The following is a 23,524-nucleotide window of genomic DNA, read 5'->3' as shown; positions in this document are numbered from 1 at the left end:
GTCAGTCGTCACCGCCTTCACCCTTGCGCTTGTGCTTGGCCGATTCCTCCTCGACATAAGCGAGGTTCTGGTCGTAGACGATGCGCTCTTCGCCTGCGAGCGCGATGAAGCGCTTGCCGCGCGTACGTCCGACCAGCGTCAGGCCGACCTGTCTTGCGAGATCGACACCCCAGGCGGTGAAGCCGGAGCGCGACACCAGGATCGGAATGCCCATGCGCACGGTCTTGATCACCATCTCCGAGGTGAGGCGCCCGGTGGTGTAGAGGATCTTGTCGGAAGCGTCGACGCCGTGGCGGTACATCCAGCCCGCGATCTTGTCGACGGCGTTGTGGCGGCCGACATCCTCGGTGTAGCAGAGCGGCGTGCCCTCCTTGCACAGCACGCAGCCGTGGATCGCGCCGGCCTCCAGGTAAAGCGAGGGCATGGTGTTGATGGTCTGCGTCATCTGGTAGAGCCAGGAGGTGCGCAGCTCCGCCTTGGGCAGCGCGACGCTCTCGACCGCCTCCAGGAGGTCGCCGAAGGCGGTGCCCTGCGCGCAGCCGGACGTCTGCGTGCGCTTCTTCAGCTTGGCCTCGAAATTGGTGTGGTGTGAGGTGCGCACGACGACCACCTGGAGGTCGTCGTGGTACTCGACCTCAGTGACCACGTCATTATATTTCAGCATGTTCTGGTTCAGCAGGTAGCCGAGCGCCAGATATTCGGGGTAGTCGCCGATCGTCATCATGGTGACGATCTCCTGGGCGTTCAAATAGAGCGTCAGCGGCCGCTCCATCGGCACCTTGATCTCGACCCTGGCGCCGGCCTGGTCGGTGCCGGTCACGCTCTGGGTCAGGCGCGGATCGTCCGGATTGGGGACGATCAGGGGCACCGGGGCTTTGTCGATCTTCATCATGGCGGCGAGGTTAGCATGACATTCGGGTCAAGCCGATATAAGCATGGCCGGGAATGGGCAAAATGCCTCCGCTCGTCATTGCGAGCGGAGCGAAGCAATCCAGAATCCTTCCGCGGCGGCAGTCTGGATTGCTTCGCTGCGCTCGCAATGACACGGAGGGGGCCGCGGTTCCAGAAGGGACCTGGGTCGTTCGCGGACACGGAGCTGGAATGAAAGTCATCGGCCTTGCAGGATGGAGCGGTGCGGGCAAGACCACGCTGTTGACGCGGCTGATTCCGCATTTCAACGCGCAAGGCCTGCGCGTCTCGGTGATCAAGCATGCGCATCACCGGTTCGACGTCGACGTGCCCGGCAAGGATTCCTGGCGCCATCGCGAGGCCGGCGCGGCAGAGGTGCTGGTCGCTTCGTCGAACCGCTGGGCGCTGATGCATGAGCTGCGTGGGGCGGCGGAGCCGCGGCTGCCGGAGCTGCTCGAGAAACTCTCCGCGGTCGATCTCGTCGTGGTCGAGGGATTCAAGCGTGAGCCGCATCGCAAGATCGAGGTGCATCGTGCCGCCAACGGCAAGCCGCTGCTGTTTCCGGACGATCCCGGGATTGCCGGGATCGCGACGGACGTCGCGATTGACACGAGGCTCCCGACTGTCCATCTCGACGATATCGAAGGCGCCGCGGCATTGATGCTACGGGCGGCGATGCCGGTCGAGGAAGCGGTGGCAAGAAGCGCCGCGATACGCTGACGAGGCACCATGGCGCAACTGTCGGACGATTGCTTTGCCTTCGGTGGCCCGATGATGTCGGTCGACGAAGCCGTTGGCCTCATCACGACGCGCGTCAGTGCGATCGTCGATCTCGAGACGGTTGGGCTCGCCGACGCGGACGGACGCGTGCTCGCGGGCGATGTGGCCGCGCCTCTGCCGCTGCCGCCCTTCACCAACTCCGCCGTCGACGGCTACGCGGTGCGCAACGCGGACCTTCCGGCAAGGGCGGAACAGGCGTTCCCGCTCGACGGTCGCATTCAGGCCGGCGGCCTTGCGCAGGCGCCGATCAAGCCCGGCCACACCGCGCGCATCTTCACCGGCGCGCCGATGCCGCCGGACGCGGAGACCGTCTTCATGCAGGAGGACGTCCGCATCGATGAGTCCGGGAAGATCGTGTTGCCGCCGGGGCTGAAGCCCGGCGCCAATGTGCGACCCGCAGGCGAGGACATTCCCCAAGGACACGTCGCGCTCCGCGCCGGCCAGCGCCTGCGGCCGCAGCATGTCGCGCTTGCCGCCGCGTTCGGCCTGACGAGGCTCGACGTCGTCAGGCGCATCCGTGTTGCCGTGTTCTCGACCGGCGACGAACTGGCTTCACCCGGCGAGCCGCGCGCCGCCTCGCAATTGTTCGATTCCAACCGCTTCATGCTGATGGCGATGCTGCGGCGGCTCGGCTGCGAGGTCAGCGATCTCGGCATTCTGCGCGACGAGCGAACGTCACTGGCGAGCGGCCTGAAGCGGGTTGCAGGCGACCATGACCTGATCCTCACCACCGGCGGCGTCTCGACCGGGGAGGAGGATCACGTCAAGGCGGCCGTGGAGAGCATCGGCTCACTGGTGCTGTGGCGGATGGCGATCAAGCCGGGCCGTCCCGTGGCGATGGGGATCGTCGCCGGCATACCGCTGATCGGACTGCCCGGCAATCCGGTCGCGAGCTTTGTCACCTTCGTCCATGTGGTGCGGCCGACGGTGCTGGCGCTGGCGGGTGGGCTGCCGGAGCCGCTGTTGCCGATTCCGGTGCGTGCTGCGTTTACCTACAAGAAGAAGGCCGGGCGGCGTGAATATGTGCGCGCCTCGTTGCGGCGCGCGCAGGACGGCGGGCTCGAGGCGATCAAGTTCCCGCGCGAAGGGGCCGGGCTCTTGTCCTCGCTGGTCGAGACCGACGGCCTCGTCGAGCTCGGCGAGGACATCACGAATGTCGAGCCGGGGCAGGATGTCGGCTTCCTGCCCTACGCCAGCCTGATCTGAGGCCTCCCCGCGTTGACGCAGCCGTTCCACGCCGCCATGGTGCGGCCATGACCAGGACGATACTCGATCTCACCGGGCTGAAATGCCCGCTGCCGGCGCTCAAGACGCGCAAGGCGCTCAAGCCGCTCAAGGCAGGCGACCAGCTCGAAGTTCACTGCACCGATCCGCTCTCGGTGATCGATATCCCCAATCTGATCCGCGAGACCGGCGACAAGGTCGAGATCACCGAGCGCAACGAGGCGCGCATCGTGTTCCTGGTCGAAAAGAGTGACGCCCCGTAGAAGGCGATGTTCACGGCGGCGGCCTTTGTGCTCCCGCCGTAGCCTCGGACCGGGCATTCGATAGGACTTCGCTATCGCAGCACGGGACACCTTTATTGATCTCCCGACCAATTCGGGCTTCGCTCCATCAATGGCCCGTTGGGACGAAACGCAGGCCGTGTCTGGGCAGTCACGTCTACCCTGAGTTTCGCTTAAACGCTTCCGCGAACATCACAATTCGCTTGGCATCTGGCATGCCAGGGGCTAGAAGTGGAGCCGTTCTAAAAGAAGAGATCGAGACGAATCGATGAGCCACGAGGACGTGCACAAGGTCCGCTCCTTCGAGCATCCCGGTGAGGGACGCCGACGCGCCAAGGCGACCCCCAAGGGGCGGCAGGTCGATCCCACGGCCGCGCACGAGATCGAGCTGTTGCTCGGCGACAGGCCGCGGCGGCGCGATCTCTTGATCGAATATCTGCACCTGATCCAGGACAAGTACCACCAGATCTCGGCCGCGCATCTGGCCGCGCTCGCCGACGAGATGAAGCTCGCCTTCGCCGAGGTGTTCGAGACGGCGACCTTCTACGCGCATTTCGACGTGGTGAAGGAAGGTGAGCCCGACATTCCCCCGTTGACGATCCGCGTCTGCGATTCACTCACCTGCGCGATGCTTGGCGGCGAGAAGCTGCTCGAGGATCTGCAGAGCGCGTCAGGTCCCGGCATCCGCGTCGTGCGCGCGCCCTGCGTCGGCCGCTGCGACACGGCGCCGGCCGCCGAGGTCGGGCACAATTTCGTCGACCACGCCACCGTCGCCAACGTCATGGCGGCAGCCAAGGCCGGCGACACGCACGCGCATCTGCCCACATATACCGAGTACGATGCCTACGTCGCCGATGGCGGCTACAAGCTACTCAATCGCCTGCGCTCGGGCGAGCTGTCGAAGGACGATCTCCTGAAAGCGCTCGACGACGCTTCGCTGCGTGGACTTGGCGGCGCCGGCTTTCCCACCGGACGCAAATGGCGCGCCGTGCTCGGCGAGCCCGGGCCGCGGCTGATGGCGATCAACGGCGACGAGGGCGAGCCCGGCACGTTCAAGGACCGCTATTACCTCGAAACCGATCCGCATCGCTTCATCGAGGGCATGCTGATCGGCGCCCATGTGGTGCAGGCGAGCGACGTCTATATCTATCTGCGCGACGAATATCCGGCCTCGCGCGAGATCCTCCAGCGCGAGATCGCAAAGCTCCCGCCGGGCGGCCCGACGCTGCACCTGCGGCGCGGCGCCGGCGCTTACATCTGCGGCGAGGAATCCTCGCTGCTGGAGAGCATCGAAGGCAAGCGTGGTCTGCCCAGGCACAAGCCGCCTTACCCGTTCCAGGTCGGCCTGTTCGGTCTGCCGACGCTGATCAACAACATCGAGACGCTGTGGTGGGTGCGCGACATCGTCGAGAAGGGCGCCGACTGGTGGAAGGGCCATGGCCGCCACGAGCGTCACGGCCTGCGCAGCTTCTCGGTTTCGGGACGCGTCAAAAATCCCGGCATGAAGCTCGCGCCCGCGGGTATCACCGTGCGCGAGCTGATCGAGGAATATTGCGGCGGCATGGCCGACGGCCATCGATTCTACGCGTATCTGCCGGGCGGTGCGTCCGGCGGCATTTTGCCGGCATCGATGGACGACATCCCGCTCGATTTCGGCACGCTGGAGAAATACGGCTGCTTCATCGGCTCGGCTGCGATCGTGATCCTGTCGCACAAGGACAGCGTGCGCGCTGCCGCATTGAACCTGATGAAGTTCTTCGAGGACGAGAGCTGCGGCCAGTGCACGCCGTGCCGCGTCGGTACCCAGAAGGCGGCGCTGCTGATGCAAAGGCCGGTCTGGAACCGTGCCTTGCTGGAAGAATTGAGCCAGGCGATGCGCGATGCCTCGATCTGCGGGCTCGGACAGGCGGCATCGAATCCACTGTCCTCCGTGATCAAATATTTCCCTGACGAGTTCAAGGAAGCGGCGGAATGACGAAGATTACGTTCGAGCTCGACGGCAAGCAGGTCGAGGCCAAGCCTGGCGAGACGATCTGGCAGGTCGCAAAACGCCAGGGCCGCGACATTCCGCATCTCTGCTATTCGCCGGCGCCGGACTATCGCCCCGACGGCAATTGCCGCGCCTGCATGGTCGAGATCGAGGGCGAGCGCGTGCTCGCCGCGTCCTGCAAGCGCACGCCGTCGGTCGGCATGAAGGTGAAGACGGAATCCGCGCGTGCGGTGTCGGCGCAAAAAATGGTGATGGAGCTGCTCGTTGCCGACCAGCCGGCGCGTGAGACGTCACACGATCCGGATTCGAAGTTCTGGCACTGGGCCGAGACCACTGGCGTCACCGAGAGCCGCTTTCCCGCCGCCGAGCGCTGGGCAACCGACGCCAGCCATCCGGCGATGCGCGTCAATCTCGATGCCTGCATCCAGTGCGGCCTCTGCGTGCGCGCCTGCCGCGAGGTCCAGGTCAACGACGTCATCGGCATGGCCTATCGCAATGCCGGCGCCAAGATCGTGTTCGACTTCGACGACCCCATGGGCGAGTCCACCTGCGTTGCCTGCGGCGAATGCGTGCAGGCCTGTCCGACCGGCGCCTTGATGCCGGCTGTGATGCTCGACGAAAACCAGACGCGCGTCACCTATGCCGACAAGAAGGTGGATTCGCTCTGCCCGTTCTGCGGCGTCGGCTGCCAGGTCACCTACGAGGTCAAGGACGAGAAGGTGATCTATGCGGAAGGCCGCGACGGCCCCGCCAACCACAATCGTCTCTGTGTGAAGGGCCGCTTCGGCTTCGACTATATCCACCATCCGCATCGCCTGACCAAGCCGCTGGTGCGGCTGCCGAACGCGAAGAAGGATGCCAACGACCAGGTCGACCCGGCCAATCCGTTCACGCATTTCCGCGAAGCGAGCTGGGAGGAAGCGCTCGACATCGCCGCCAAGGGTCTCGTCAAGATCCGCGACGACAAGGGCGTGAAGGCGCTGGCCGGCTTCGGTTCGGCCAAGGGCTCGAACGAAGAGGCCTATCTGTTCCAGAAGCTCGTGCGCACCGGCTTCGGCTCCAACAACGTCGACCATTGCACCCGCCTGTGCCATGCCTCGTCGGTGGCGGCGCTGTTCGAAGGCCTCAGCTCTGGCGCGGTGTCGGCGCCGTTCTCGGCCGCGATGGACGCCGAGGTCATCGTCGTGATCGGCGCCAATCCGACCGTGAACCATCCGGTTGCAGCGACCTTCATCAAGAACGCGGTCAAGCAGAACGGCGCAAAGCTGTTCGTGATGGACCCGCGCCGGCAGTCGCTGTCGCGTCACGCGACCAAGCATCTGCAGTTCAAGCCGGGCTCCGACGTCGCCATGCTGAACGCGATGATCAACACGATCATCACCGAAGGCCTGACCGACGACCAGTACATCGCCGGCTACACCGAAGGCTTCGAGGACCTCAAGGAGAAGATCAAGGAGTTCACGCCGGAGAAGATGGAGCCGATCTGCGGCGTCCCGGCGCAGACCTTGCGCGAAGTGGCGCGCACCTATGCGCGGGCAAAGTCGTCGATCATTTTCTGGGGCATGGGCATCAGCCAGCACGTCCATGGCACCGACAATGCGCGCTGCCTGATTGCGCTCGCGCTGATCACCGGCCAGGTCGGCCGTCCCGGCACTGGCCTGCATCCGCTGCGTGGCCAGAACAACGTGCAAGGCGCTTCCGATGCCGGCCTGATCCCGATGTTCCTGCCGGACTATCAGCCGGTGGGGCGCGACGACATGCGCGGCGCCTTCGAAAAGCTCTGGCAGCAGGATCTCGATCCCGTCCGCGGCCTGACCGTGGTCGAGATCATGAACGCGATCCACGCCGGCGAGATCAAGGGCATGTATATCGAGGGCGAGAACCCCGCGATGTCCGATCCCGACCTGCAGCATGCGCGCCATGCGCTGGCGTTGCTCGATCATCTCGTGGTGCAGGATCTCTTCGTCACCGAGACTGCGTTCCATGCCGACGTGATCCTGCCGGCCTCGGCCTTCGCCGAAAAGGACGGCTCATTCACCAACACCGATCGCCGCGTGCAGCTGGCGCGCCAGGTGATCAAGCCGCCCGGCGATGCGCGTCAGGATCTCTGGATCATCCAGGAGATCGGCAAGCGCATGGGCCTGCCGTGGAATTATGCCGGTCCCGGCGACGTCTTCACCGAGATGGCAGAGCTGATGCCGTCGCTGAAGAACATCACCTGGGAGCGGCTGGTGCGTGAGGGCGCGGTCACTTATCCCGTCGACGATCCGAACAAGCCCGGCAACGAGATCATCTTCACCACAGGGTTCCCGACCGCGAGCGGCCGCGGCAAGATCGTGCCGGCCAAGGTCGTTCCGCCGGACGAGATTCCCGACGACGAATATCCGATGGTGCTCTCGACCGGCCGCGTGCTGGAGCACTGGCACACCGGCTCGATGACCCGCCGCGCCCAGGTGCTCGACCAGATCGAGCCGGAGGCGGTCGCGTTCATGTCACCCAAGGACATGCGCAAGAAGAAGCTGGTACCCGGCGATTTCATTCGCCTGGAGACCCGCCGCGGCGCCGTCGAAGTCAAGGTCCGCTCCGACCGCGACGTGCCGGAGAACATGGTGTTCATGCCGTTCTGCTACGCCGAAGCGGCTGCGAACCTGCTCACCAACCCGGCACTGGACCCGTTCGGCAAGATCCCGGAGTTCAAGTTCTGCGCAGCGCGGGCCGAGCGCGCCGAGATGCGGGACGCGGCGGAGTAGGGGCCTCCGCCGTCATTGCGAGCGAAGCGAAGCAATCCAGACTGCCTCGCCGGCGGGATTCTGGATTGCTTCGTCGCTTCGCTCCTCGCAATGACGGTGCTACATGTGACGCATGTCCAAAGTCACCCCCGCCACACGCGCACTCGCAGCCGCCGGTGTTGCCTTCACCGTTCACACCTACGACTATGATCCCGACGCCGAGAGCATCGGGCTGCAGGCGGCGGCCGCGCTCGGCGAGGATCCGGCGCGCGTCCTGAAGACGCTGATGGCGCTGGTCGACGGCAAGCCGGTCTGCGTGGTCGTGCCGTCCGACCAGGAGGTCTCGATGAAGAAGCTGGCGGCGGCAGCGAGCGGCAAGTCGGCGCAGATGATGAAGCCGCCCGAGGCCGAGCGCGTCACCGGCTACAAGGTCGGCGGCATCAGCCCGTTCGGACAGCGCAAGCCTGTGCGCACCGTGATCGAGCAGAGCGCGCTCGCCCATGACCTGGTCTATCTCAATGGCGGCCAGCGCGGCTTGCAGGTCCGGCTGAAGCCCACCGATGTGCGGGATGTTCTGAAGGCGGCCGTGGCGGATGTGCTGGCGTGAGCGCGATGGAGCGGGATCATGAGGCGGCCGCTCCTGGCGTGGCTCGCGGTGCTGCTCGGCCTCGCGCTTCCGGCGGAGGCACATGAGGTCAACCTCGTCACGGCACGGGTGGCGCTGAGTCCCGATCGCACGGTGAGCGCCGAGCTCGGATTGAAGGGCAGCGACGTCGATCGCCTGATCGGCACGAAGATTTATGATGCGAGGCGGGATGCGGTCGATCCCGCCGCCGTCGAAGCGGCCAAGCCCGCGATCCTCGCCTATATGGGCACGCATCTGGCTGTTACAGGAGGTGCCAGGGCCTGCTCCGCCGGAAATGCAGCGATCCTGGCGGACGGTGACGGCATCGTCTATCGCAACAGCTTTGCCTGCGCGAACGTGACCGGCGACATTGTCTATCGCTCCACGGTGCTGACGGAGAAAGACAGGGCCGCGCGGCAGGTGGTGCTGATCGCGCAGGGCCGGTCCGAGACGCAGGCCTTGCTCGACGCCCACAACACGACGGTGACCCTCTCGACGGCGCCGCCGTCGCTGTCCTCTACGATGCAGCGTTATCTCATCACCGGCGTCGAGCACATCTTCCTCGGTTACGATCACGTCGCATTCCTGGTCGCGATCGTCTTGTGGGCACGCCGGCTCTTGCCGGTCGTCAAGATCGTGACCGCCTTCACCATCGCTCACTCCCTGACGTTGTCGCTGGCGGCCCTGAACGTCCTGGTCATCCCGAGCCGCATCGTTGAGCCCGCGATCGCGGCCTCGATCGTGTTCGTCGCCGTCGAGAACTTCTTTTCGCGCGACATCGACAAGCGCTGGCGGGTGGCTTTTCTGTTCGGCTTGATCCACGGCTTCGGCTTCGCCGGCGCGCTTCGCGAGATCGGCCTGCCGCCTGATGCGATCGTTCCGGCGCTGGCCGCCTTCAATGTCGGCGTCGAGATCGGGCAGATCGCGATCGTCGCGCTGCTGCTGCCGGTACTTGGCGTGTTGGACCGCGTGACTGCGGCCGGCCGGGAGCAGCCGGCACGAGCGGCAAGGCTGGTTTATGTCACGTCCGCAATGATCGGTGTGCTCGGCGGCTATTGGCTGCTGACGCGTGTATTCGAGGCGTGATCGGGCAGACGACTTACTGCTTCTGCAGCAATTTCAACCGGCAGCGCAGCGCCTCGCGGATATGTGCACGCGCCAACTTCTCAGCCTTGTCGCCGTCGCGCCCGGCGATGGCTGCAATGATGGCCTGGTGCTCGCCGTGACTCGTCTTGGGACGGCCTGTCACCGTGAAAGTGGTCGGGCCGAGCAGGGCGATCCAGTCCTGCAATTCGCGCGAGGCGTTGTCGAGATAGCGGTTGCGCGCTGCGCGGCAGATGGCCTCGTGGAAGGTGCGGTTGAGCCTTGCCATCTCGGCGGCATCGGCCGCGGATGCCTCGACAAAGGCCTGCTCGATATCGCGGAGCGCGTCGATCTCCGGCGCTGAGGCGTGCTCGGCGGCAAGGCGCGCGGCGGCGCCTTCCATGATCTCACGCATGGCGTAGAGCTCGAGCACCTCGGAGATGTCGAGATTGCGGACGATCAGCCCGCGGCCGCCGGCAGGCGCGACGAAGCCGCGTGCGGCGAGCCGGCCCAGCGCCTCCCTCACCGGCGTGCGACTGACCTTCAGCCGCTGGGCGACCTCTTCCTCGCGCAGCCGGTCGCCGGCGCGGTAGCTGCCGGCCTGGAGCGCCTCGCACAGCGAGCGGAACACGGCTTCGCCGAGCGCAACGCCGCCTCCGCGCGCGATCGTCCCACCTGAATTTGCCGGGCGTCTGGCCATTGTCCCTCGGTGCGTCTCCTGCCCATGCAGATGCCGCTTGCGCGACTTATGTATATCTTTGTATACAAAGGTACGCAATGGCGGATCGGCGCGATCCAGACCGCCGGCTGGCAGAATGTCTCCAACTTCGCCGCATCGGGCAGATGGGATGAGCAGCAAATACGACGTGCTGGTGATCGGTGGCGGCAATGCGGCCCTGTGCGCGGCGATCAGCGCGCGGCGCGGCGGAGCGTCCGTGCTGGTGCTCGAAGGCGCGCCCAAGTTCTACCGCGGCGGCAACACCCGCCACACCCGCAACATGCGCTGCGCCCATGACGCGGCGACCGAAATCCTGACCGGCCCCTACACCGAGGAGGAGTTTTGGGAGGACCTGCTGCGCGTCACCGGCGGGCAAACCGACGAGGTGCTGGCGCGCCATATGATCCGCGAATCCAAGGACATCCTGAACTGGATCGTGGAGCAGGGCGTGCGCTGGCAGCCTTCCCTCGGCGGTACGCTGAGCCTCGGCCGCACCAACTCCTTCTTCCTCGGCGGTGGCCGGGCGATGCTGAACGCGCTGTATCTGACCGCGGAGCGGCTCGGCGTCGCCGTCGAATACGACGCCGAGGTCACCGACCTCGTGATCGAGGACGGCATGTTCCTCGCCGCGCGCCTCAAGCGGCCGATCAAGGGCGAGACCGAGATCCGCGCCACCTCGCTGGTTGCAGCTGCCGGCGGGTTCGAGTCCAACATCGAATGGCTGAAGCAATATTGGGGTGAGGCTGCCGACAATTTTTTGATCCGCGGCACGCCCCATAACCGCGGCTCGATCCTGAAGATGCTGCTCGACAAGGGCGTGCAGGAGGTCGGCGATCCCACCCAGTGCCATGCGGTCGCGATCGATGCCCGCGCGCCGAAATTCGACGGCGGCATCATCACGCGCCACGACTCCGTCGTGTTCGGCATCGTCGTCAACAAGCACGGCCAGCGCTTCTACGACGAGGGCGAGGACATCTGGCCGAAGCGCTACGCGATCTGGGGCCGGCTGGTCGCGGCGCAGCCCGACCAGATCGCCTATATCATTTTCGACTCGACCGTCGTGACCAGCTTCATGCCGACGCTGTTCCCGCCGATCGCCGGGCATACCATCACCGAGCTCGCCGGCAAGCTCGAGCTCGATCCGGCCGCGCTGGAAAGGACCATCACCGAATTCAACGCCGCGGTGCGGCCCGGGACCTTCGACCACACCATTCTGGATGATTGCGTGACGGAGGGCATCACGCCGCCGAAAACACATTGGGCGCGCCGGATCGAGACGCCGCCTTTTCTCGCCTATCCGGTGCGGCCCGGCATCACCTTCACCTATCTCGGCACGCGCGTGAACAAGGAGGCGCGCATGCTGATGAAGGGCGGCAAGCCGTCCGCCAACATGTTCGCGGCCGGCGAGATCATGGCGGGCAACGTGCTCGGCAAGGGCTATGCGGCCGGCATGGGCATGACCATCGGCAGCGTGTTCGGGCGAATCGCAGGACGGGAAGCGGCGAAACATGCACGGAACTAGGATTTTGGACGAAGCCGACCGTCTGATGACGGTCTGCAATTCCTGCCGCTATTGCGAGGGCCTGTGCGCGGTGTTTCCGGCCATGGAGATGCGCCGCGCCTTCTCCGATGGCGATCTCAACTATCTCGCCAATCTCTGCCATGCCTGCGGCGCCTGCTACGTCGACTGCCAGTTCTCGCCGCCGCACGAGTTCAACGTCAACGTTCCCGAGACGCTGGCGGTCGCGCGCGCGGAGTCCTATGCGGCCTATGCCTGGCCGCGTGCGCTATCCAGCACATTCGCGCGGAACGGCCTCGTCATCAGCATCACCACTGCGCTCAGCATGGCGGCGTTCATTCTCGGCTTCGCCGCCTTGAATGACCGCGGCGTGTTGTTCGGCGTGCACACCGGGCCCGGCGCCTTCTACAAGCTGATGCCGCACAACGCGATGGCTGCGCTGTTTGGCGCCGCATTCCTTTACGCGATCCTCGCCCTTGTCATGAGCGTGCGCGCCTTCTGGCGCGACATCGGCGCGCCCATCGGCAACCGTGCCGATGGCGGCTCGATCTTTCAGGCAATCCGCGATGCCGGCGAGCTGCGCTATCTTCATGGCGGCGGCGTCGGTTGCTACAATGAGGACGACAAGCCCACCGACCGGCGCAAGCTCTATCACCACCTGACCTTCTACGGTTTCATCCTGTGCTTCGCAGCGACGTCTGTTGCGACGCTTTATCACTATCTGCTCGGCCGCGAGGCGCCGTATCCGTGGTGGGACCTGCCCGTGGTGCTCGGTACGCTCGGCGGCATCGGTCTGATCGTCGGGCCGATCGGCCTGTTCGCCGCCAAGATGCGGCGCGATCCCGCGCTGCTGGACGAGTTCAGCTACGGCATGGATGTCGGTTTCATCGCCATGCTGTTCCTGACCGGCCTCACCGGAATGCTGCTGCTGGTGCTGCGCGAGACCGCCGCGATGGGACCGCTGCTCGCGCTGCATCTCGGCGCCGTGTTCGCATTGTTCATCACCATGCCCTACGGCAAGTTCGTGCACGGCATCTATCGCTTTGCCGCGCTGGTGCGTTACGCGCAGGAGCGGCGGACGGCGGCGTGATCCGCGCGCCGCTCGTCTCGGAGCCCGGTGAACCTCCTAGGCCACGTCGCGCTCTGGCGCTGATGCCTGCTCGCGGGCCATCGTCGTCGCCGTGACGTAATCGGTCTTGCCGGTGCCGAGCAGCGGCACCTTGTCGACCACCATGATCGTCGCAGGCACGGTCAGCTCGGAGGCGCCGATGGTCTTGGCCTGGGCCTGCATCGCACTGCGCTCGGCATTCTTCTCGGTCGTCAGCAGCACGATGCGCTCGCCCTTGCGCTGGTCGGGGATCGAAACCGCAACCGAGCCGGCCTGCGGCCACAGCGTCGCCGCGATGGCTTCGACTGCCGACAGCGAGACCATCTCGCCCGCGATCTTGGCAAAGCGCTTGGCGCGGCCCTTGATGGTGATGAACCCGGCCGAGTCGATCGAAACGATGTCGCCGGTGTCGTGCCAGCCGTCGGGCAGCTTTTCGAGCACGCCGGGATTTTCGGCCCTGAGGTAACCGAGCATCACGTTCGGCCCGCGCACCGAGAGGCGTCCGCCTTCCTCGATGCCGGGGACCGGATCGAGGCGGCTTTCCATCAGCGGTGACAGGCGCCCGACGGTGCCGGGACGGTTGGCCATCGGCGTGTTCATCGCCAGCACCGGCGCCGTCTCGGTGACGCCGTAGCCTTCGAGGATGCGGATGCCGTAGCGCTCCATGAACACCTGCCGCGTGCGATCCTTGACCGCCTCGGCGCCGGCGATCACGAGGCGCAGGGTGCGGAAGTCGTAGGCATGCGCCGAGCGCGCATAGCCGGTGAGGAACGTGTCGGTGCCGAACAGGATCGTCGCGCCGGTCTGGTAAATCAGCTCGGGCACGATCCGGTAATGCAGCGGCGACGGATACATGTAGATCGGAATGCCCGCCAGCAGCGGCATCATCATTCCGCCGGTCAGCCCGAAGGAGTGGAACACCGGCAGCACGTTGAACACCTTGTCGTTGGCGTTGGCGTCGACCCGCGCCAGCGCCTGCGCCGCGTTGGCGAGGATGTTGCGGTGGGACAGCACGACGCCCTTCGGCGTGCCTTCCGAGCCCGACGTGAACAGCACCACGGCGGGATCGTTGGCCTGGCGGGGAACGCGCGGTGTCGTGCCGGCCAGCAGGCCCTTGATCTTGTCGGCGATGCCGATCGAGGCGCGGACGTCCTCGAGATAGACCACACGCGCCTCCGCGGAGATCGCGGCCATCAGCTTGTCGAGCTTGCCCTTCTCGATGAAGGCCTTCGAGGTCAGCACCGTCTTGACCTGCGCGGCCTTCATGGCGGCGAGCACGTTGACCGGGCCGGCCGAGAAGTTGAGCATCGCCGGCACCCGGCCGCTGTTCTGCAGCGCCATGAAGACGACGGCGACGCCCGCGGAGTTCGGCAGCAGCACGCCGACATTCTCGCCGACGGCGGTGCCGCTCTCCAGCTTCCGGCTCAGCACCTGCGCGCCGAGGATCAGCTTGCGGTAGGTCAGCTTGGTGCCGAGCGCGTCCTCGATGATGACCTTGCCGGTATCGCGGTCGCGATAGGCGTGTCCGAGTGCCTCGAACAGCGTGTGATCGAGCATGGCGTTCTTGACGAGAGCGTCGATCATGACGTCCTGCAGCGCGGCGCCGGCCGCGTTGCGGCGTGCCTTGCCCTTGAGCGCTTCGTCGACCGGAAGCTTGACCGGCGGCAGGATGGTGACCGTCACGCGCGGAAACCACGACCGCTTGATCTGGCTCGAGTTGAGATAGCTGAGATAGGAGCGCTGCGCGCCTTCGATGCGGACCGGCACGACCACGGCGTCGGCCTTGTCCGCGATCATCGCGGTGCCGTCATACACCTTCATCAGCGAGCCGGAGACGGTGATCCGTCCTTCCGGGAAGATCACGACGGGCTCGCCTGCGGCGACGAGCTTGATCAGGTCGCGCGCGGCCAGCGGCTTGGTCGGGTCCATGGTGTAGTGCTTGACGACGCGCAGGAACGGCTTGGCCCACCAGGCCTTGGCGATGCCGGTGTCGACCGCAAAGCTCGCGTCGATCGGCAGCACGGCGTGCAGCAGCGGGCCGTCGATCAGGCTGACATGGTTGGGCGCGATCAGCATGCGCGTGCCCGGAGGCGGCAGGTTCTCGAGCCCCCGCACCTCGGTACGGAACAGGGCGCGGAACAGCAGCCCGCCGGCATCGCGCACGCCTTCCTTGCCCCACTTGGTCAGCACGAACCACACCGCGCCGAAGCTGGCGACGCCGAGGCCGAAGAATATCCAGCCGACATGGAGACCGGCCGCCTGCAGCAGCGCGACGAACAGCGAGCCGACCACCATGAAGGCGGCCTGCAGCACGTTGCCGGCGGCGATGATACGGGCGCGCTCGGAAGGTTCGGACCAGGCCTGGACCGCGGCAAAGGACGGAACGACGAACAGGCCGCCGCCGAACGCGAAGGCGACGAAGTCGGCCAGCATGCGCAAGCCGGCGAACGAGGTGGCGAAGCCGAGCGCGGTGATGTCCTGCCCCTTGGCGGTGACGCCGATCGCCCAGGCGAGATCGAGGCCGGCAAAGCCCATGATGATGGCGCCGATCGGCACCAGCGCCAGGTTCGGGCGAACATGGCTGAGGCTGGCGGCAAACAGCGAGCCGATGGCGATGCCGATCGCGAAGACGGCAAGGCACAGCGTCACCACGCCCTCGGTGCCGCCGACGACCTCCTTGATCAGCGCCGGCAGCAGCGACAGCACGATGGCGCCGACCAGCCAGAACCAGGAGACGATCACGGTGCCGTCCCACAGCCGATGATCGGCATGCAATGTCTTGAGCAGGCTCACCGTCGAGGTCCAGGGATTGGCATCGACGGGCAGCTCAGGCGCGGAGGGCGTCGTCTGCGGAATGCGGGACGCGAACGCCCAGGACAGCACGGCCAGCACGACCACGGCCGATGCGACCCAGCCCATATGCGCGGAGCCGGCCACGAACTGGCCGCCGGCGACGGTGCCGAGCAGGATCGCCATGAAGGTCGCGCCTTCGACCAGCGCGTTGCCGGTCGCGAGCTCGCCGAGCTCCAGCTGGTCCGGCAGCATGGCGTATTTCACGGGGCCGAACAGAGCGGCGATGGTGCCGAACAGCGCGAGCGCTGCGAACAAGAGCGGCACCGAATGCAGGAAGAAGCCGGCAGCGGCGAAGGCCGCGGCAAAAATCTCGGCGAATTTGAGCCGCCTTGCGACGACGGATTTGACGTATTTGTCGGCGAGCTGGCCGCCGAGCCCGGACAGGATGAAGTAGGGGAAGATGAAGACGGCACCTGCGACCGTGACCAGCGCATCGCCATGGCCGGTCGCCGCGCTGTAAAGCAGGATGATGACGAGTGCGTTCTTGAGCACGTTGTCATTGAGCGCCGAGAAGAATTGCGCCCAGAACAACGGCGCGAAGCGGCGTGACGACATCAATTCCCTGATCATGACCAGTCCTGTTCCAAAAAGGCAGCCTGAGATTGTTGCGTTGTCTGTGAAACGTCACGACCGGAAGCGCATGGGGCGAACGATTGCGCGGCAACGAAGTTGCTGGCCTGCTCTGTCCCCTCGGTTCCTCCGATCCTGTTGGTCTTCAATTGGTCTCGTTAGGTTCGCAAATATCTGGTTGAGGTCGCGGCGGACCCGGGCGGCAGCAGCCTCACTCGCCCGGATATGGCGCCGGGCGATGAAGGAAAAGCTGAACCGCATCGCTGAAATCCGCCGGATCGGCCGCGCAGGTCCAGACATGGTGAGTCCATCCTTGCAGCCGGCGCTTGCATTCGAACCGACCCGCGCGCGCCTCAAGTGAGATGGGCGAGGTGGCGAAACGGCGAGAGGCGGCCGAGCAGGCTGAACCGCCGCCGCTCCTGACGCGCATGGGCGCGGCTCGCTCGCCACATCCGGAAGGTCGCCCGGCGCTCGGCGAGCACGCCCGCAACGTCGCAGGCCGTGGCGATGCGATTGATCGGCGCCATGGCGAACCGCAGCAGGGCGCGGCCGAGCCCGGTCACGAGGGCGGCGGCGTCATCGGCGAAGGTGGTGACGATATCGACAGCAAGGGTTTGCATTTTCCAGGTCTCCAGGTTAAATTGAACAATGTTCACATGAGTAGCTTGAAAATGAACAATGTTCAAGAAGAATCGCGACGCGACCAGAAAAAATTTCGGCGCCGGCTGCAAATCGTCGAGATTGCCCGCGGCATTATCTCAGCTAAGGGGCTGAGATCATTGAAGGTTCGGGACGTGGCGGAGGCCGCCGGCTGCTCGGTTGGCAGCGTCTATAACGAGTTCGGCGACTTCGACGGAGTCATCCTAACGGTGAACCGGGAAACGGTTCAGGCGCTCACGACCCGGCTCCGGGGTGTTCCTGCCGAGGATCCGGTTCGCCAGCTCTATGGGCTCGCCGAGACCTATCTCGACTTCTTCGCCGCGCACGCCAACCTGCTGCGCTCCCTGTTCGAGCATCGGATGGAGGATGATCGCCCCTATCCGGACGATATCCTCCAGATGGTGATGGATGCGTTCGCGCTGATGCATCCGCCTTTGGTGCGGCTCTTGCCGGATGCGAATGACGTGAAGATCGCGCTGCTGTCGCGCACGCTGTTTTCCGCCGTGCATGGCATCATCTCGCTCGGCCTCGAGGAGCGTATGGTCGCCGTGCCGTCGCAGATGCTGCGCCAGCAGATCGAACAGTTCCTCGACACCCATCTCAGAGGTCTCGGCATTCTGCCGATCGGTGCAGGGCTGTCTCGATGAGGCGCCACCGCTACCAGGCGTAGCGCAGGCTCGCAGTGCCGGAATAAGTGGTGCTGTGGGCGGCGAGCTCGCCGTCGAACTTGGCCGACAGGGCAACACCGTTCGAGAACTTCAGCTCGGCACCGGCGGATGCGAGGGCAGCGTCTTTCGCCGGCGTCGCGCCATTGACGATGAAGCTGGCGCCGGGCAGAGCCTGGAAGGCGGCGACGAGCGTCGGATCGCTCACCCAATCATGGGCCCAGGCCGCGCGGGCCCGTAGCGTCAGGACGGCACTCGGCGAGACCAGCATCGCCCGGTCGAAGCGTGTGCCGAGCTCACTCCTCGTGTGGGAGGCCGTGCGTCCCTGATAGGTCAGCCCAAAGCCGCTGCCGGCCGGATCAGTTTCGGTATAGGTCGGCGTGCGAAATGCCTGCGCCTGCGCAGCCGCGTAGGGCGTGAAGCCGCCGATCGGCGTGGCGAAGCGATAGCCGCCCTCGATTCGGCCGCCCACGGTCTGAGCATCGAACTTTGCGGTGAGCTGGTTGCCGAACGGTGCCAGGCGGTCCGTCGACATCCAATGATTAGCCACGGCGAGAGAGGCGGCGAAATAGGCGGGTCCGTTGCGGACCGCGGTGTACACGCCGGCCTGGACCGCATCGCTCTTGCCACCGCCGATCGCCTGCGCCAGATCCCACTTGGTGCCGCCGCCGGAGAGCGCGAAGCCGACGACCGCGTCGCGGCTGACATGATAGTCGGCGCCGGCAGCTACGCCGCCGGCGCGGGCGCTGAGGTCGTGGCTGCCGATCACCACCGGGTCGCCGCTGGTGCGATTTGTGCCGCCGAACGCCGCGCCCCAGGCGGTCCAGCGCTCGGCAAAGGTCGGAGCTTTCGGCGGGGCGCCCAGAACCTTGTTGTAGGCGAGGGCAATATCCTCCGGCAGCGCGGCGCGCTCCGGGCTGAAGCCGAGCGCAGTGTCGCTGGCGCTCGTGGTACCGCGTCCGCTGACGAATGGATCGAGCATGAGGCCGAGGAATTGGCTCGTGAACTGGAACGCGCCCTGCTGCGCGCCGGTGGCAGCTTCGCCTGAGAGCTGATCGAGATTGTAGCGGAGCTGGGCGTCGCTTTGCCCTGCGAAAGACGAGAGGAAGGGCAGATTGGGGCCGAATGCGCTCAGCGCGCCGGCCACTTCCTTCTGGTTTTGCGTCTGTGCGATGGAGAGGAACGCGGCGTTGTTGTAGTTGAGCGTCAGGAAAACGTTGAATCCGTCATAGCTGAGGGAGGACGCGAACAGCTGCGGATTGTATCCGCTGACGGTCACGCCCGCGAAGCTGCCGGTGAGGCCAGCCGTCGTGCTGAGGATGGTATACTGTGTCGAGGGATTGTAGGCGCCTGCAAGTGTGGTGACGGCGACGGTGCCGCCGGTCAGCGTCGCGCTCATAGCGGCAATCTTGTCAGATTGTCCGGCCGCGTTGACCGAGATCGCGTACGTCGACCCTGACTGGAACGCCGCATTGCTGTTGACGACGAGTTGACCGAGATTGCCGGGCGCGACCGTACCGCCCGACACCACGGTGAGCGATCCGATCATGCCGCTGCCACCGAGCGTGCCGCCGGTCACGACCGTCCCGAAGTTGGCCATCGTGCCGTTGACGATGAGGGTGCCGGCCTGGACGACCAGGGCGGCCGCGTCCATCGTGATGCCCGTCAGCGTCCAGGTCGAATTGCCGGTTTTTTCCAGCAGCTCGAAGTCCTTGAACTGGCCGGCCGCGCCGAATGTGCCGAGGTCGAATGCCGCGTTGGCGGTCCCGCCCAGGCGCAACGTGTCCATTCCGTTCCCACCCACGACCCAGCCCGTGATGTTCGATCCCGCGCGCAGCTCGAAGACGTCGTTGCCATTCTTGAGGTCGACGGCGGTGCTGACCCCACTGCTGCTGATCGCGCCCGAATTGACGATGGTGTCTTGACTGTTCGAGCCCGAAATTGCGGTGCCGACACTCGAGATCGTTCCCGCATTGTTGATGACGTTGCCGTCAGCTGCGCTGTTGAGATCGATGGCAGCGACATTGCCGGACTGCACGAGGCCGCTCGACAAGATGTTCACCTGGTTGTTCGCCGCTCCAGCGCCGATGCTGATTCCGATAGCTCCGAGGGCGCCGCTTCCCACCGCGCCGGCGATCTCGACGACGTTGTTGCTCGAATTGGCGAGGCCGATGCTCGCCGAGCCAAGGGGTGTCGATGCAACCACCGCCCCGGCATCGATCGTTATGGTGTTGTTGCCTCCACCGCTCACGTCGATGCCGTCATTGCTGCTGGATGTGACCGACGCGTTGCCGAAGACCCTGACTGCGCTGTTGGATGCGAATTGAAGAAATATGCTCGCAAAGGTGGGGTCGCTCACCGTGGTCGCGGTGGTGCCGTCCCCGATGTTGACGGTGACGCCGGTGACCACGGCTGCTGTTTTGATCTGGGTGTTGTTCCCGACGCAGGTAACTGAATCGCCCGATTGAAGCGTCGTTAGCGTGCCGCTCCCGGTCATCACACACACCGCTTGTGCCGGCGTGATGAACCCCGGCAGCGAGCTGCCCAGGGCACCGATCGTGGTGCTCAAGAGAAGCGCGCGCCGCCGGCGCGTCGTTGCACGAACGATATTGCGCGGGGCGATCAAATCATTCCAAGGCACTTCCAAGCTCCTCTCGGCGCGGTCCGGGCGGATTCGTACCCGCAGCATCGGGCGCACCCATGCTTAGCGAGTGAGGCCCCGGCCATCGTGGACAGGGGCGCAATGCGACGTGTCAGAATGCGAAGGGCGCTGCTTTTTCAGATCGATGTGGCCGCGGCGTCACAACTGTGCTGCGTCACCGCATTGTGGGGCGCGCCGGATGGATCGGGGCGCCTTCGGTGGGCCTGAGGCACCTCAACCTGATTGCGATGGCGCTGGAGATGAATTTGGGGGCTAGGCGGCAATCAGCCCTTTGCAGCGATGACCTCGCGCGGCCGGTGCGCGACCACGACGACGTCCGGTTTTCCGCTCTCGACCTGAACCCGGTTGCGTCCCTTTTCCTTGGCGCGGTAGCAGGCGGCATCCGCGCGCCGCATCGCCTCCTCGAGCGAGGTATCGCGGTCGGCGATGCAGGTGACGCCGACGCTGGCGGTCACCGCGAAGCAGCGATCGTCCCAGGTGAAGCTGAACAGCTCGAGCGATCGTCGCAGCCGTTCGGCGATGTCGACGGTGCTCGACGGCGAGCACTGCGGCAGGATCAGGCCAAACTCATCGCCGCCGAGCCGGGCCACCAGATCATGCGGCCGCCGGTCCCGTTGCAGGAGGCTGGAGACCTGGCAGAGCAGGCGGTCGCCCGCGAGATGGCCGCAGCTGTCGTTGACGTTCTTGAACTGGTCGAGGTCGAGCAGGATCAGTCCCAGCGGACCCGCCGCGACATTGTCCAGCTCGCCTTGCAGGCGCGCCTCGAAGGCGCGGCGGTTGCAAAGCCCTGTCAACCAATCGTGCGATGCCTGCCAGGCCAGGCGCTCCTTCTCGGCATGCAAGGCCTCTTCGAATGACTGCCGTTGCAGCACCAGCCGCCGCGTATGCCAGATCAGGAGCAGGATCAGCGTCGCGGCGGTGAGGATATTGATGCCCGTCAGCGTCAGCTTGATCGCGCGGGAGCCTTCACCGAGGACGGTGGAGAACCGCTTGGCATGCACCGTGAACTGGGCATTCAGCTCCGACAGCCGCGACGACAGGACTTGCAGGCGGCCATCGTCCTGAATGGGACCCTTCTCCAGCTCGGATCGGATGACCTCGCCGAACACGCTGAGCTCCAGCAGCATGGGATCGGTGGCGGCCCATTCCCTGATCGCGTCCTGGAGGAAGCTGACGCGGTTGAAATATCGAAACAGCCAGATCAGTCCCGGGACATCGTCGGGATGGTTGCCGCCTTGCAGGAAGCCGATGCGGGCAGCCTCGACGTCGACCGGATCGCGCTCCAGCGCCCAGCGCGCGAACTCGTCGCCGATGGGAACGGCGAGTGAAGCCTGATATTGCGCGAACTGGCTCGGTTCGCCCGAATGCAGATACAGATTGAGGAAATAGACGGCGTTCTTCTGCGAGCGTGACCAGAGTGCTTCGCCGGCGACATAGGCGCGGACCGACGACATCACCTCGAGGCTGAATCCGGCGATCGCCGCCTGCAGCAGGACGACCATCACGAAAGGCAAGACGAGCTTGATGACGTGAAGGAAGTTGCCGCCCTTCACCGAGGCCGCTGTTCTGCGAAACACACTAGTCCCCAAGTCGATCGACGCGCCCCAGAGGGCGTTGCGCCTGCAACGCAAAGTAGACGAGATGGTTGCTTAACTCGACCTGAAAGGCGCGGAGAACTCCGTACCAGGGTGAAGCCGTTGTGAAGCAGGCGCCAGCAACTCGCTTCAAATGCGGTGAACGGGGAACTGGCGCAGTATCGACGAACGATGCCGCGCATTCGTCGTGCGCGATTTACCCGATGGAGAGATTTTGGCGAGGGGCTACACCAGCACGGGCTTGCGCACGCGACCGGCGTCGCCGAACACGCGCAGGTAACGCGCGATCTCCGAGGGCAGGCCGGTCGCCTTCTCCGGATTGTCGGAGAGCTTGACAGCCGGACGGCCGTCGACCGACGAGACCTTGCAGACCAGCGAGATCGGGTCGAGGCTGATCGAGCCGTCCGGCGTGCAGCCGACGAAGTCGTTGGTGAGGTTGGTGCCCCAGCCGAAGGAGAGCCGCACGCGCCCTGCGAAGTGGCGATAGGTGTCCTCGATCGAGCCGACATCCATCGCGTCGGAAAAGACGAGCAGCTTGTCCTTGGGGTTGCGGCCCTTCTTTTCCCACCAGGCGATGATCTCCTCGCCGGCCTGGATCGGCGGCGCGCTGTCGGGGCGGAAGCCGGTCCAATCGGCCACCCATTCCGGCGCATCGCGCAGGAACGCCTTGCTGCCGAAGGCGTCGGGCAGCGCGATCAGGAGGTTGCCGCCGTAAGTCTGACGCCATTGGTCGAGAATGCGGTAGGGCGCCCAGCGCAATTCCTCGTCGTCCCTGGCGAGCGCGGCTGCCACCATCGGCAGCTCGTGCGCGTTGGTGCCGATGGCTTCGAGATCGTTGTCCATCGCGAGCAGCACGTTGGACGTGCCGATGAAGGAGGGGCCGAGGCCTTCCTTCACCGCCTCGACGCACCAGCGCTGCCAGAGGAAGCCGTGACGGCGGCGCGTGCCGAAGTCGGAGAGCCGCAGGCCCTCGAGCTGGCGCAGCCGTTCGACCTTGGTCCACAGCTTGGCCTTGGCGCGGGCGTAGAGCACGTCGAGCTCGAAGCGGCCGCGGCCCTTCATGGCCGCACGCGAACGCAGCTCGTTGAGGATCGCAAGCGCCGGAATCTCCCACATCGTGGTGTGGGTCCAGGGGCCATGGAAATGCAGCTCGTATTGGCCCTCGACCTTGCGCAGCTCGTATTCAGGCAGGCGGAATTCCGCCAGCCAGCGGATGAAATCCGCCGAAAACATATGGGTTTTGCCGTAGAAGGTGTTGCCGGCCAGCCAGATCAGCTCTTTCTTGGTGAAGCGGATGGTGCGGGCATGGTCGAGCTGGGCGCGCAGCTCGCCCTCGTCGATGATCTCGGCAAGCCGCACATGGCGCGAGCGGTTGATGACCGAGAAGGTCACCTGCTGATCCGGGTAATCCTCCCGAATCATCTGCAACATCAATAGTTTGTAGAAGTCGGTATCAAGCAGGCTGCGGATGATGGGATCCAGCCGCCAGCTGTGATTGTAGGTCCGGCTCGCAATGTCAGTCACTGTCATGGGGGGATTTTAGCGCGGCTCCC

At 65.4% G+C, this 23,524-nt stretch carries 18 protein-coding genes; 11 read left to right on the top strand and 7 right to left on the bottom strand.

The features are described from left to right. Position 1 precedes the first annotated feature (1 nt). Positions 2 to 892 carry a formate dehydrogenase accessory sulfurtransferase FdhD gene (locus ACNJYD_RS33020; RefSeq protein WP_439364494.1) on the bottom strand — a complete coding sequence of 297 codons (891 nt, stop codon included), beginning with the start codon at positions 890 to 892 and terminating at the stop codon, positions 2 to 4. A 209-nt stretch (positions 893 to 1,101) separates the two neighbouring features. On the opposite strand from ACNJYD_RS33020, the gene mobB reads away from it, so the two are divergent. The 7 genes from mobB to ACNJYD_RS32985 all read left to right on the top strand — a co-directional run bounded on the left by mobB (position 1,102) and on the right by ACNJYD_RS32985 (position 9,624). Then, positions 1,102 to 1,629 carry a molybdopterin-guanine dinucleotide biosynthesis protein B gene (gene mobB, locus ACNJYD_RS33015; protein WP_439364493.1) on the top strand — a complete coding sequence of 176 codons (528 nt, stop codon included), beginning with the start codon at positions 1,102 to 1,104 and terminating at the stop codon, positions 1,627 to 1,629. A gap of 9 nt (positions 1,630 to 1,638) precedes the next feature. Beyond that, positions 1,639 to 2,895 carry a molybdopterin molybdotransferase MoeA gene (locus ACNJYD_RS33010; RefSeq protein WP_439364492.1) on the top strand — a complete coding sequence of 419 codons (1,257 nt, stop codon included), beginning with the start codon at positions 1,639 to 1,641 and terminating at the stop codon, positions 2,893 to 2,895. A gap of 47 nt (positions 2,896 to 2,942) precedes the next feature. After that, positions 2,943 to 3,176: a sulfurtransferase TusA family protein gene (locus ACNJYD_RS33005; RefSeq protein WP_439364491.1), complete on the top strand. Its 234-nt coding sequence runs from the start codon at positions 2,943 to 2,945 to the stop codon at positions 3,174 to 3,176. 286 nt (positions 3,177 to 3,462) lie between these two features. After that, on the top strand, positions 3,463 to 5,169 hold the full coding sequence (locus ACNJYD_RS33000; RefSeq protein WP_439364490.1) for an NADH-ubiquinone oxidoreductase-F iron-sulfur binding region domain-containing protein: 1,707 nt from the start codon (positions 3,463 to 3,465) through the stop codon (positions 5,167 to 5,169). Next, positions 5,166 to 7,934: a formate dehydrogenase subunit alpha gene (gene fdhF, locus ACNJYD_RS32995; RefSeq protein WP_439364489.1), complete on the top strand. Its 2,769-nt coding sequence runs from the start codon at positions 5,166 to 5,168 to the stop codon at positions 7,932 to 7,934. The genes ACNJYD_RS33000 and fdhF overlap by 4 nt, the downstream gene beginning before the upstream one ends. Before the next feature lie 112 nt (positions 7,935 to 8,046). Next, a complete protein-coding gene (gene ybaK / locus ACNJYD_RS32990; protein ID WP_271501980.1) occupies positions 8,047 to 8,520 on the top strand; it encodes a Cys-tRNA(Pro) deacylase in 474 nt (157 codons plus the stop codon). Between the two features lie 18 nt (positions 8,521 to 8,538). Further along, positions 8,539 to 9,624 (top strand): HupE/UreJ family protein, encoded by a 1,086-nt coding sequence (locus ACNJYD_RS32985; RefSeq protein WP_439364488.1) that lies wholly within the window; start codon positions 8,539 to 8,541, stop codon positions 9,622 to 9,624. A 13-nt stretch (positions 9,625 to 9,637) separates the two neighbouring features. Here the strand turns inward: ACNJYD_RS32985 and ACNJYD_RS32980 are convergent, their stop codons facing one another. Further along, positions 9,638 to 10,321, bottom strand: a complete 684-nt coding sequence (locus ACNJYD_RS32980; protein WP_439364487.1) for a GntR family transcriptional regulator — start codon at positions 10,319 to 10,321, stop codon at positions 9,638 to 9,640. A 148-nt stretch (positions 10,322 to 10,469) separates the two neighbouring features. Between ACNJYD_RS32980 and tcuA the strand changes: the two genes are divergently transcribed. Next, positions 10,470 to 11,861 (top strand): FAD-dependent tricarballylate dehydrogenase TcuA, encoded by a 1,392-nt coding sequence (gene tcuA, locus ACNJYD_RS32975; RefSeq protein ID WP_439364486.1) that lies wholly within the window; start codon positions 10,470 to 10,472, stop codon positions 11,859 to 11,861. Then, entirely contained in the window at positions 11,848 to 12,948 is a 1,101-nt protein-coding gene (gene tcuB, locus ACNJYD_RS32970; RefSeq protein ID WP_439364485.1) for a tricarballylate utilization 4Fe-4S protein TcuB, read from the top strand. The genes tcuA and tcuB overlap by 14 nt, the downstream gene beginning before the upstream one ends. Before the next feature lie 36 nt (positions 12,949 to 12,984). Here the strand turns inward: tcuB and ACNJYD_RS32965 are convergent, their stop codons facing one another. Then, on the bottom strand, positions 12,985 to 16,389 hold the full coding sequence (locus ACNJYD_RS32965; protein WP_439364484.1) for an acyl-[ACP]--phospholipid O-acyltransferase: 3,405 nt from the start codon (positions 16,387 to 16,389) through the stop codon (positions 12,985 to 12,987). A gap of 238 nt (positions 16,390 to 16,627) precedes the next feature. Here ACNJYD_RS32965 and ACNJYD_RS32960 point away from each other — a divergent pair, with 238 nt between their 5' ends. After that, entirely contained in the window at positions 16,628 to 16,750 is a 123-nt protein-coding gene (locus ACNJYD_RS32960; protein WP_439364483.1) for a hypothetical protein, read from the top strand. Here ACNJYD_RS32960 and ACNJYD_RS32955 read toward each other — a convergent pair. Continuing rightward, positions 16,743 to 17,009, bottom strand: coding sequence for a hypothetical protein (locus ACNJYD_RS32955; protein WP_439364482.1), 267 nt, complete (start codon positions 17,007 to 17,009; stop codon positions 16,743 to 16,745). The two genes, ACNJYD_RS32960 and ACNJYD_RS32955, sit on opposite strands and share 8 nt — an antisense overlap. Positions 17,010 to 17,060: 51 nt before the next feature. Between ACNJYD_RS32955 and ACNJYD_RS32950 the strand changes: the two genes are divergently transcribed. After that, a complete protein-coding gene (locus tag ACNJYD_RS32950) occupies positions 17,061 to 17,696 on the top strand; it encodes a TetR/AcrR family transcriptional regulator (protein WP_439367542.1) in 636 nt (211 codons plus the stop codon). Between the two features lie 10 nt (positions 17,697 to 17,706). Here the strand turns inward: ACNJYD_RS32950 and ACNJYD_RS32945 are convergent, their stop codons facing one another. The 3 genes from ACNJYD_RS32945 to pncB all read right to left on the bottom strand — a co-directional run bounded on the left by ACNJYD_RS32945 (position 17,707) and on the right by pncB (position 23,501). Further along, entirely contained in the window at positions 17,707 to 20,355 is a 2,649-nt protein-coding gene (locus ACNJYD_RS32945) for an autotransporter outer membrane beta-barrel domain-containing protein (protein ID WP_439364481.1), read from the bottom strand. A 284-nt stretch (positions 20,356 to 20,639) separates the two neighbouring features. Continuing rightward, a complete protein-coding gene (locus tag ACNJYD_RS32940; protein WP_439364480.1) occupies positions 20,640 to 21,953 on the bottom strand; it encodes a GGDEF domain-containing protein in 1,314 nt (437 codons plus the stop codon). A 243-nt stretch (positions 21,954 to 22,196) separates the two neighbouring features. Next, entirely contained in the window at positions 22,197 to 23,501 is a 1,305-nt protein-coding gene (pncB, locus tag ACNJYD_RS32935) for a nicotinate phosphoribosyltransferase (RefSeq protein ID WP_172785713.1), read from the bottom strand. Between the last annotated feature and the right edge of the window lie 23 nt (positions 23,502 to 23,524).

The sequence above is a fragment of the Bradyrhizobium sp. SPXBL-02 genome (assembly GCF_051853065.1).
Taxonomy (GTDB): domain Bacteria; phylum Pseudomonadota; class Alphaproteobacteria; order Rhizobiales; family Xanthobacteraceae; genus Bradyrhizobium.
Note: the sequence above shows the minus strand (reverse complement) of the source record. Positions and strands in the feature narration are given on the sequence as shown.

Excerpts from the sequence above, each read along its gene's own strand:
- ACNJYD_RS33020 (WP_439364494.1), bottom strand. The coding sequence starts at position 892 with ATGATGAAGATCGACAAAGCCCCGGTGCCCCTGATCGTCCCCAATCCG.
- mobB (WP_439364493.1), top strand. The coding sequence starts at position 1,102 with ATGAAAGTCATCGGCCTTGCAGGATGGAGCGGTGCGGGCAAGACCACG.
- ACNJYD_RS33010 (WP_439364492.1), top strand. The coding sequence starts at position 1,639 with ATGGCGCAACTGTCGGACGATTGCTTTGCCTTCGGTGGCCCGATGATG.
- ACNJYD_RS33005 (WP_439364491.1), top strand. The coding sequence starts at position 2,943 with ATGACCAGGACGATACTCGATCTCACCGGGCTGAAATGCCCGCTGCCG.
- ACNJYD_RS33000 (WP_439364490.1), top strand. The coding sequence starts at position 3,463 with ATGAGCCACGAGGACGTGCACAAGGTCCGCTCCTTCGAGCATCCCGGT.
- fdhF (WP_439364489.1), top strand. The coding sequence starts at position 5,166 with ATGACGAAGATTACGTTCGAGCTCGACGGCAAGCAGGTCGAGGCCAAG.
- ybaK (WP_271501980.1), top strand. The coding sequence starts at position 8,047 with ATGTCCAAAGTCACCCCCGCCACACGCGCACTCGCAGCCGCCGGTGTT.
- ACNJYD_RS32985 (WP_439364488.1), top strand. The coding sequence starts at position 8,539 with ATGAGGCGGCCGCTCCTGGCGTGGCTCGCGGTGCTGCTCGGCCTCGCG.
- ACNJYD_RS32980 (WP_439364487.1), bottom strand. The coding sequence starts at position 10,321 with ATGGCCAGACGCCCGGCAAATTCAGGTGGGACGATCGCGCGCGGAGGC.
- tcuA (WP_439364486.1), top strand. The coding sequence starts at position 10,470 with ATGAGCAGCAAATACGACGTGCTGGTGATCGGTGGCGGCAATGCGGCC.
- tcuB (WP_439364485.1), top strand. The coding sequence starts at position 11,848 with ATGCACGGAACTAGGATTTTGGACGAAGCCGACCGTCTGATGACGGTC.
- ACNJYD_RS32965 (WP_439364484.1), bottom strand. The coding sequence starts at position 16,389 with ATGATCAGGGAATTGATGTCGTCACGCCGCTTCGCGCCGTTGTTCTGG.
- ACNJYD_RS32960 (WP_439364483.1), top strand. The coding sequence starts at position 16,628 with ATGAAGGAAAAGCTGAACCGCATCGCTGAAATCCGCCGGATCGGCCGC.
- ACNJYD_RS32955 (WP_439364482.1), bottom strand. The coding sequence starts at position 17,009 with ATGCAAACCCTTGCTGTCGATATCGTCACCACCTTCGCCGATGACGCC.
- ACNJYD_RS32950 (WP_439367542.1), top strand. The coding sequence starts at position 17,061 with ATGAACAATGTTCAAGAAGAATCGCGACGCGACCAGAAAAAATTTCGG.
- pncB (WP_172785713.1), bottom strand. The coding sequence starts at position 23,501 with ATGACAGTGACTGACATTGCGAGCCGGACCTACAATCACAGCTGGCGG.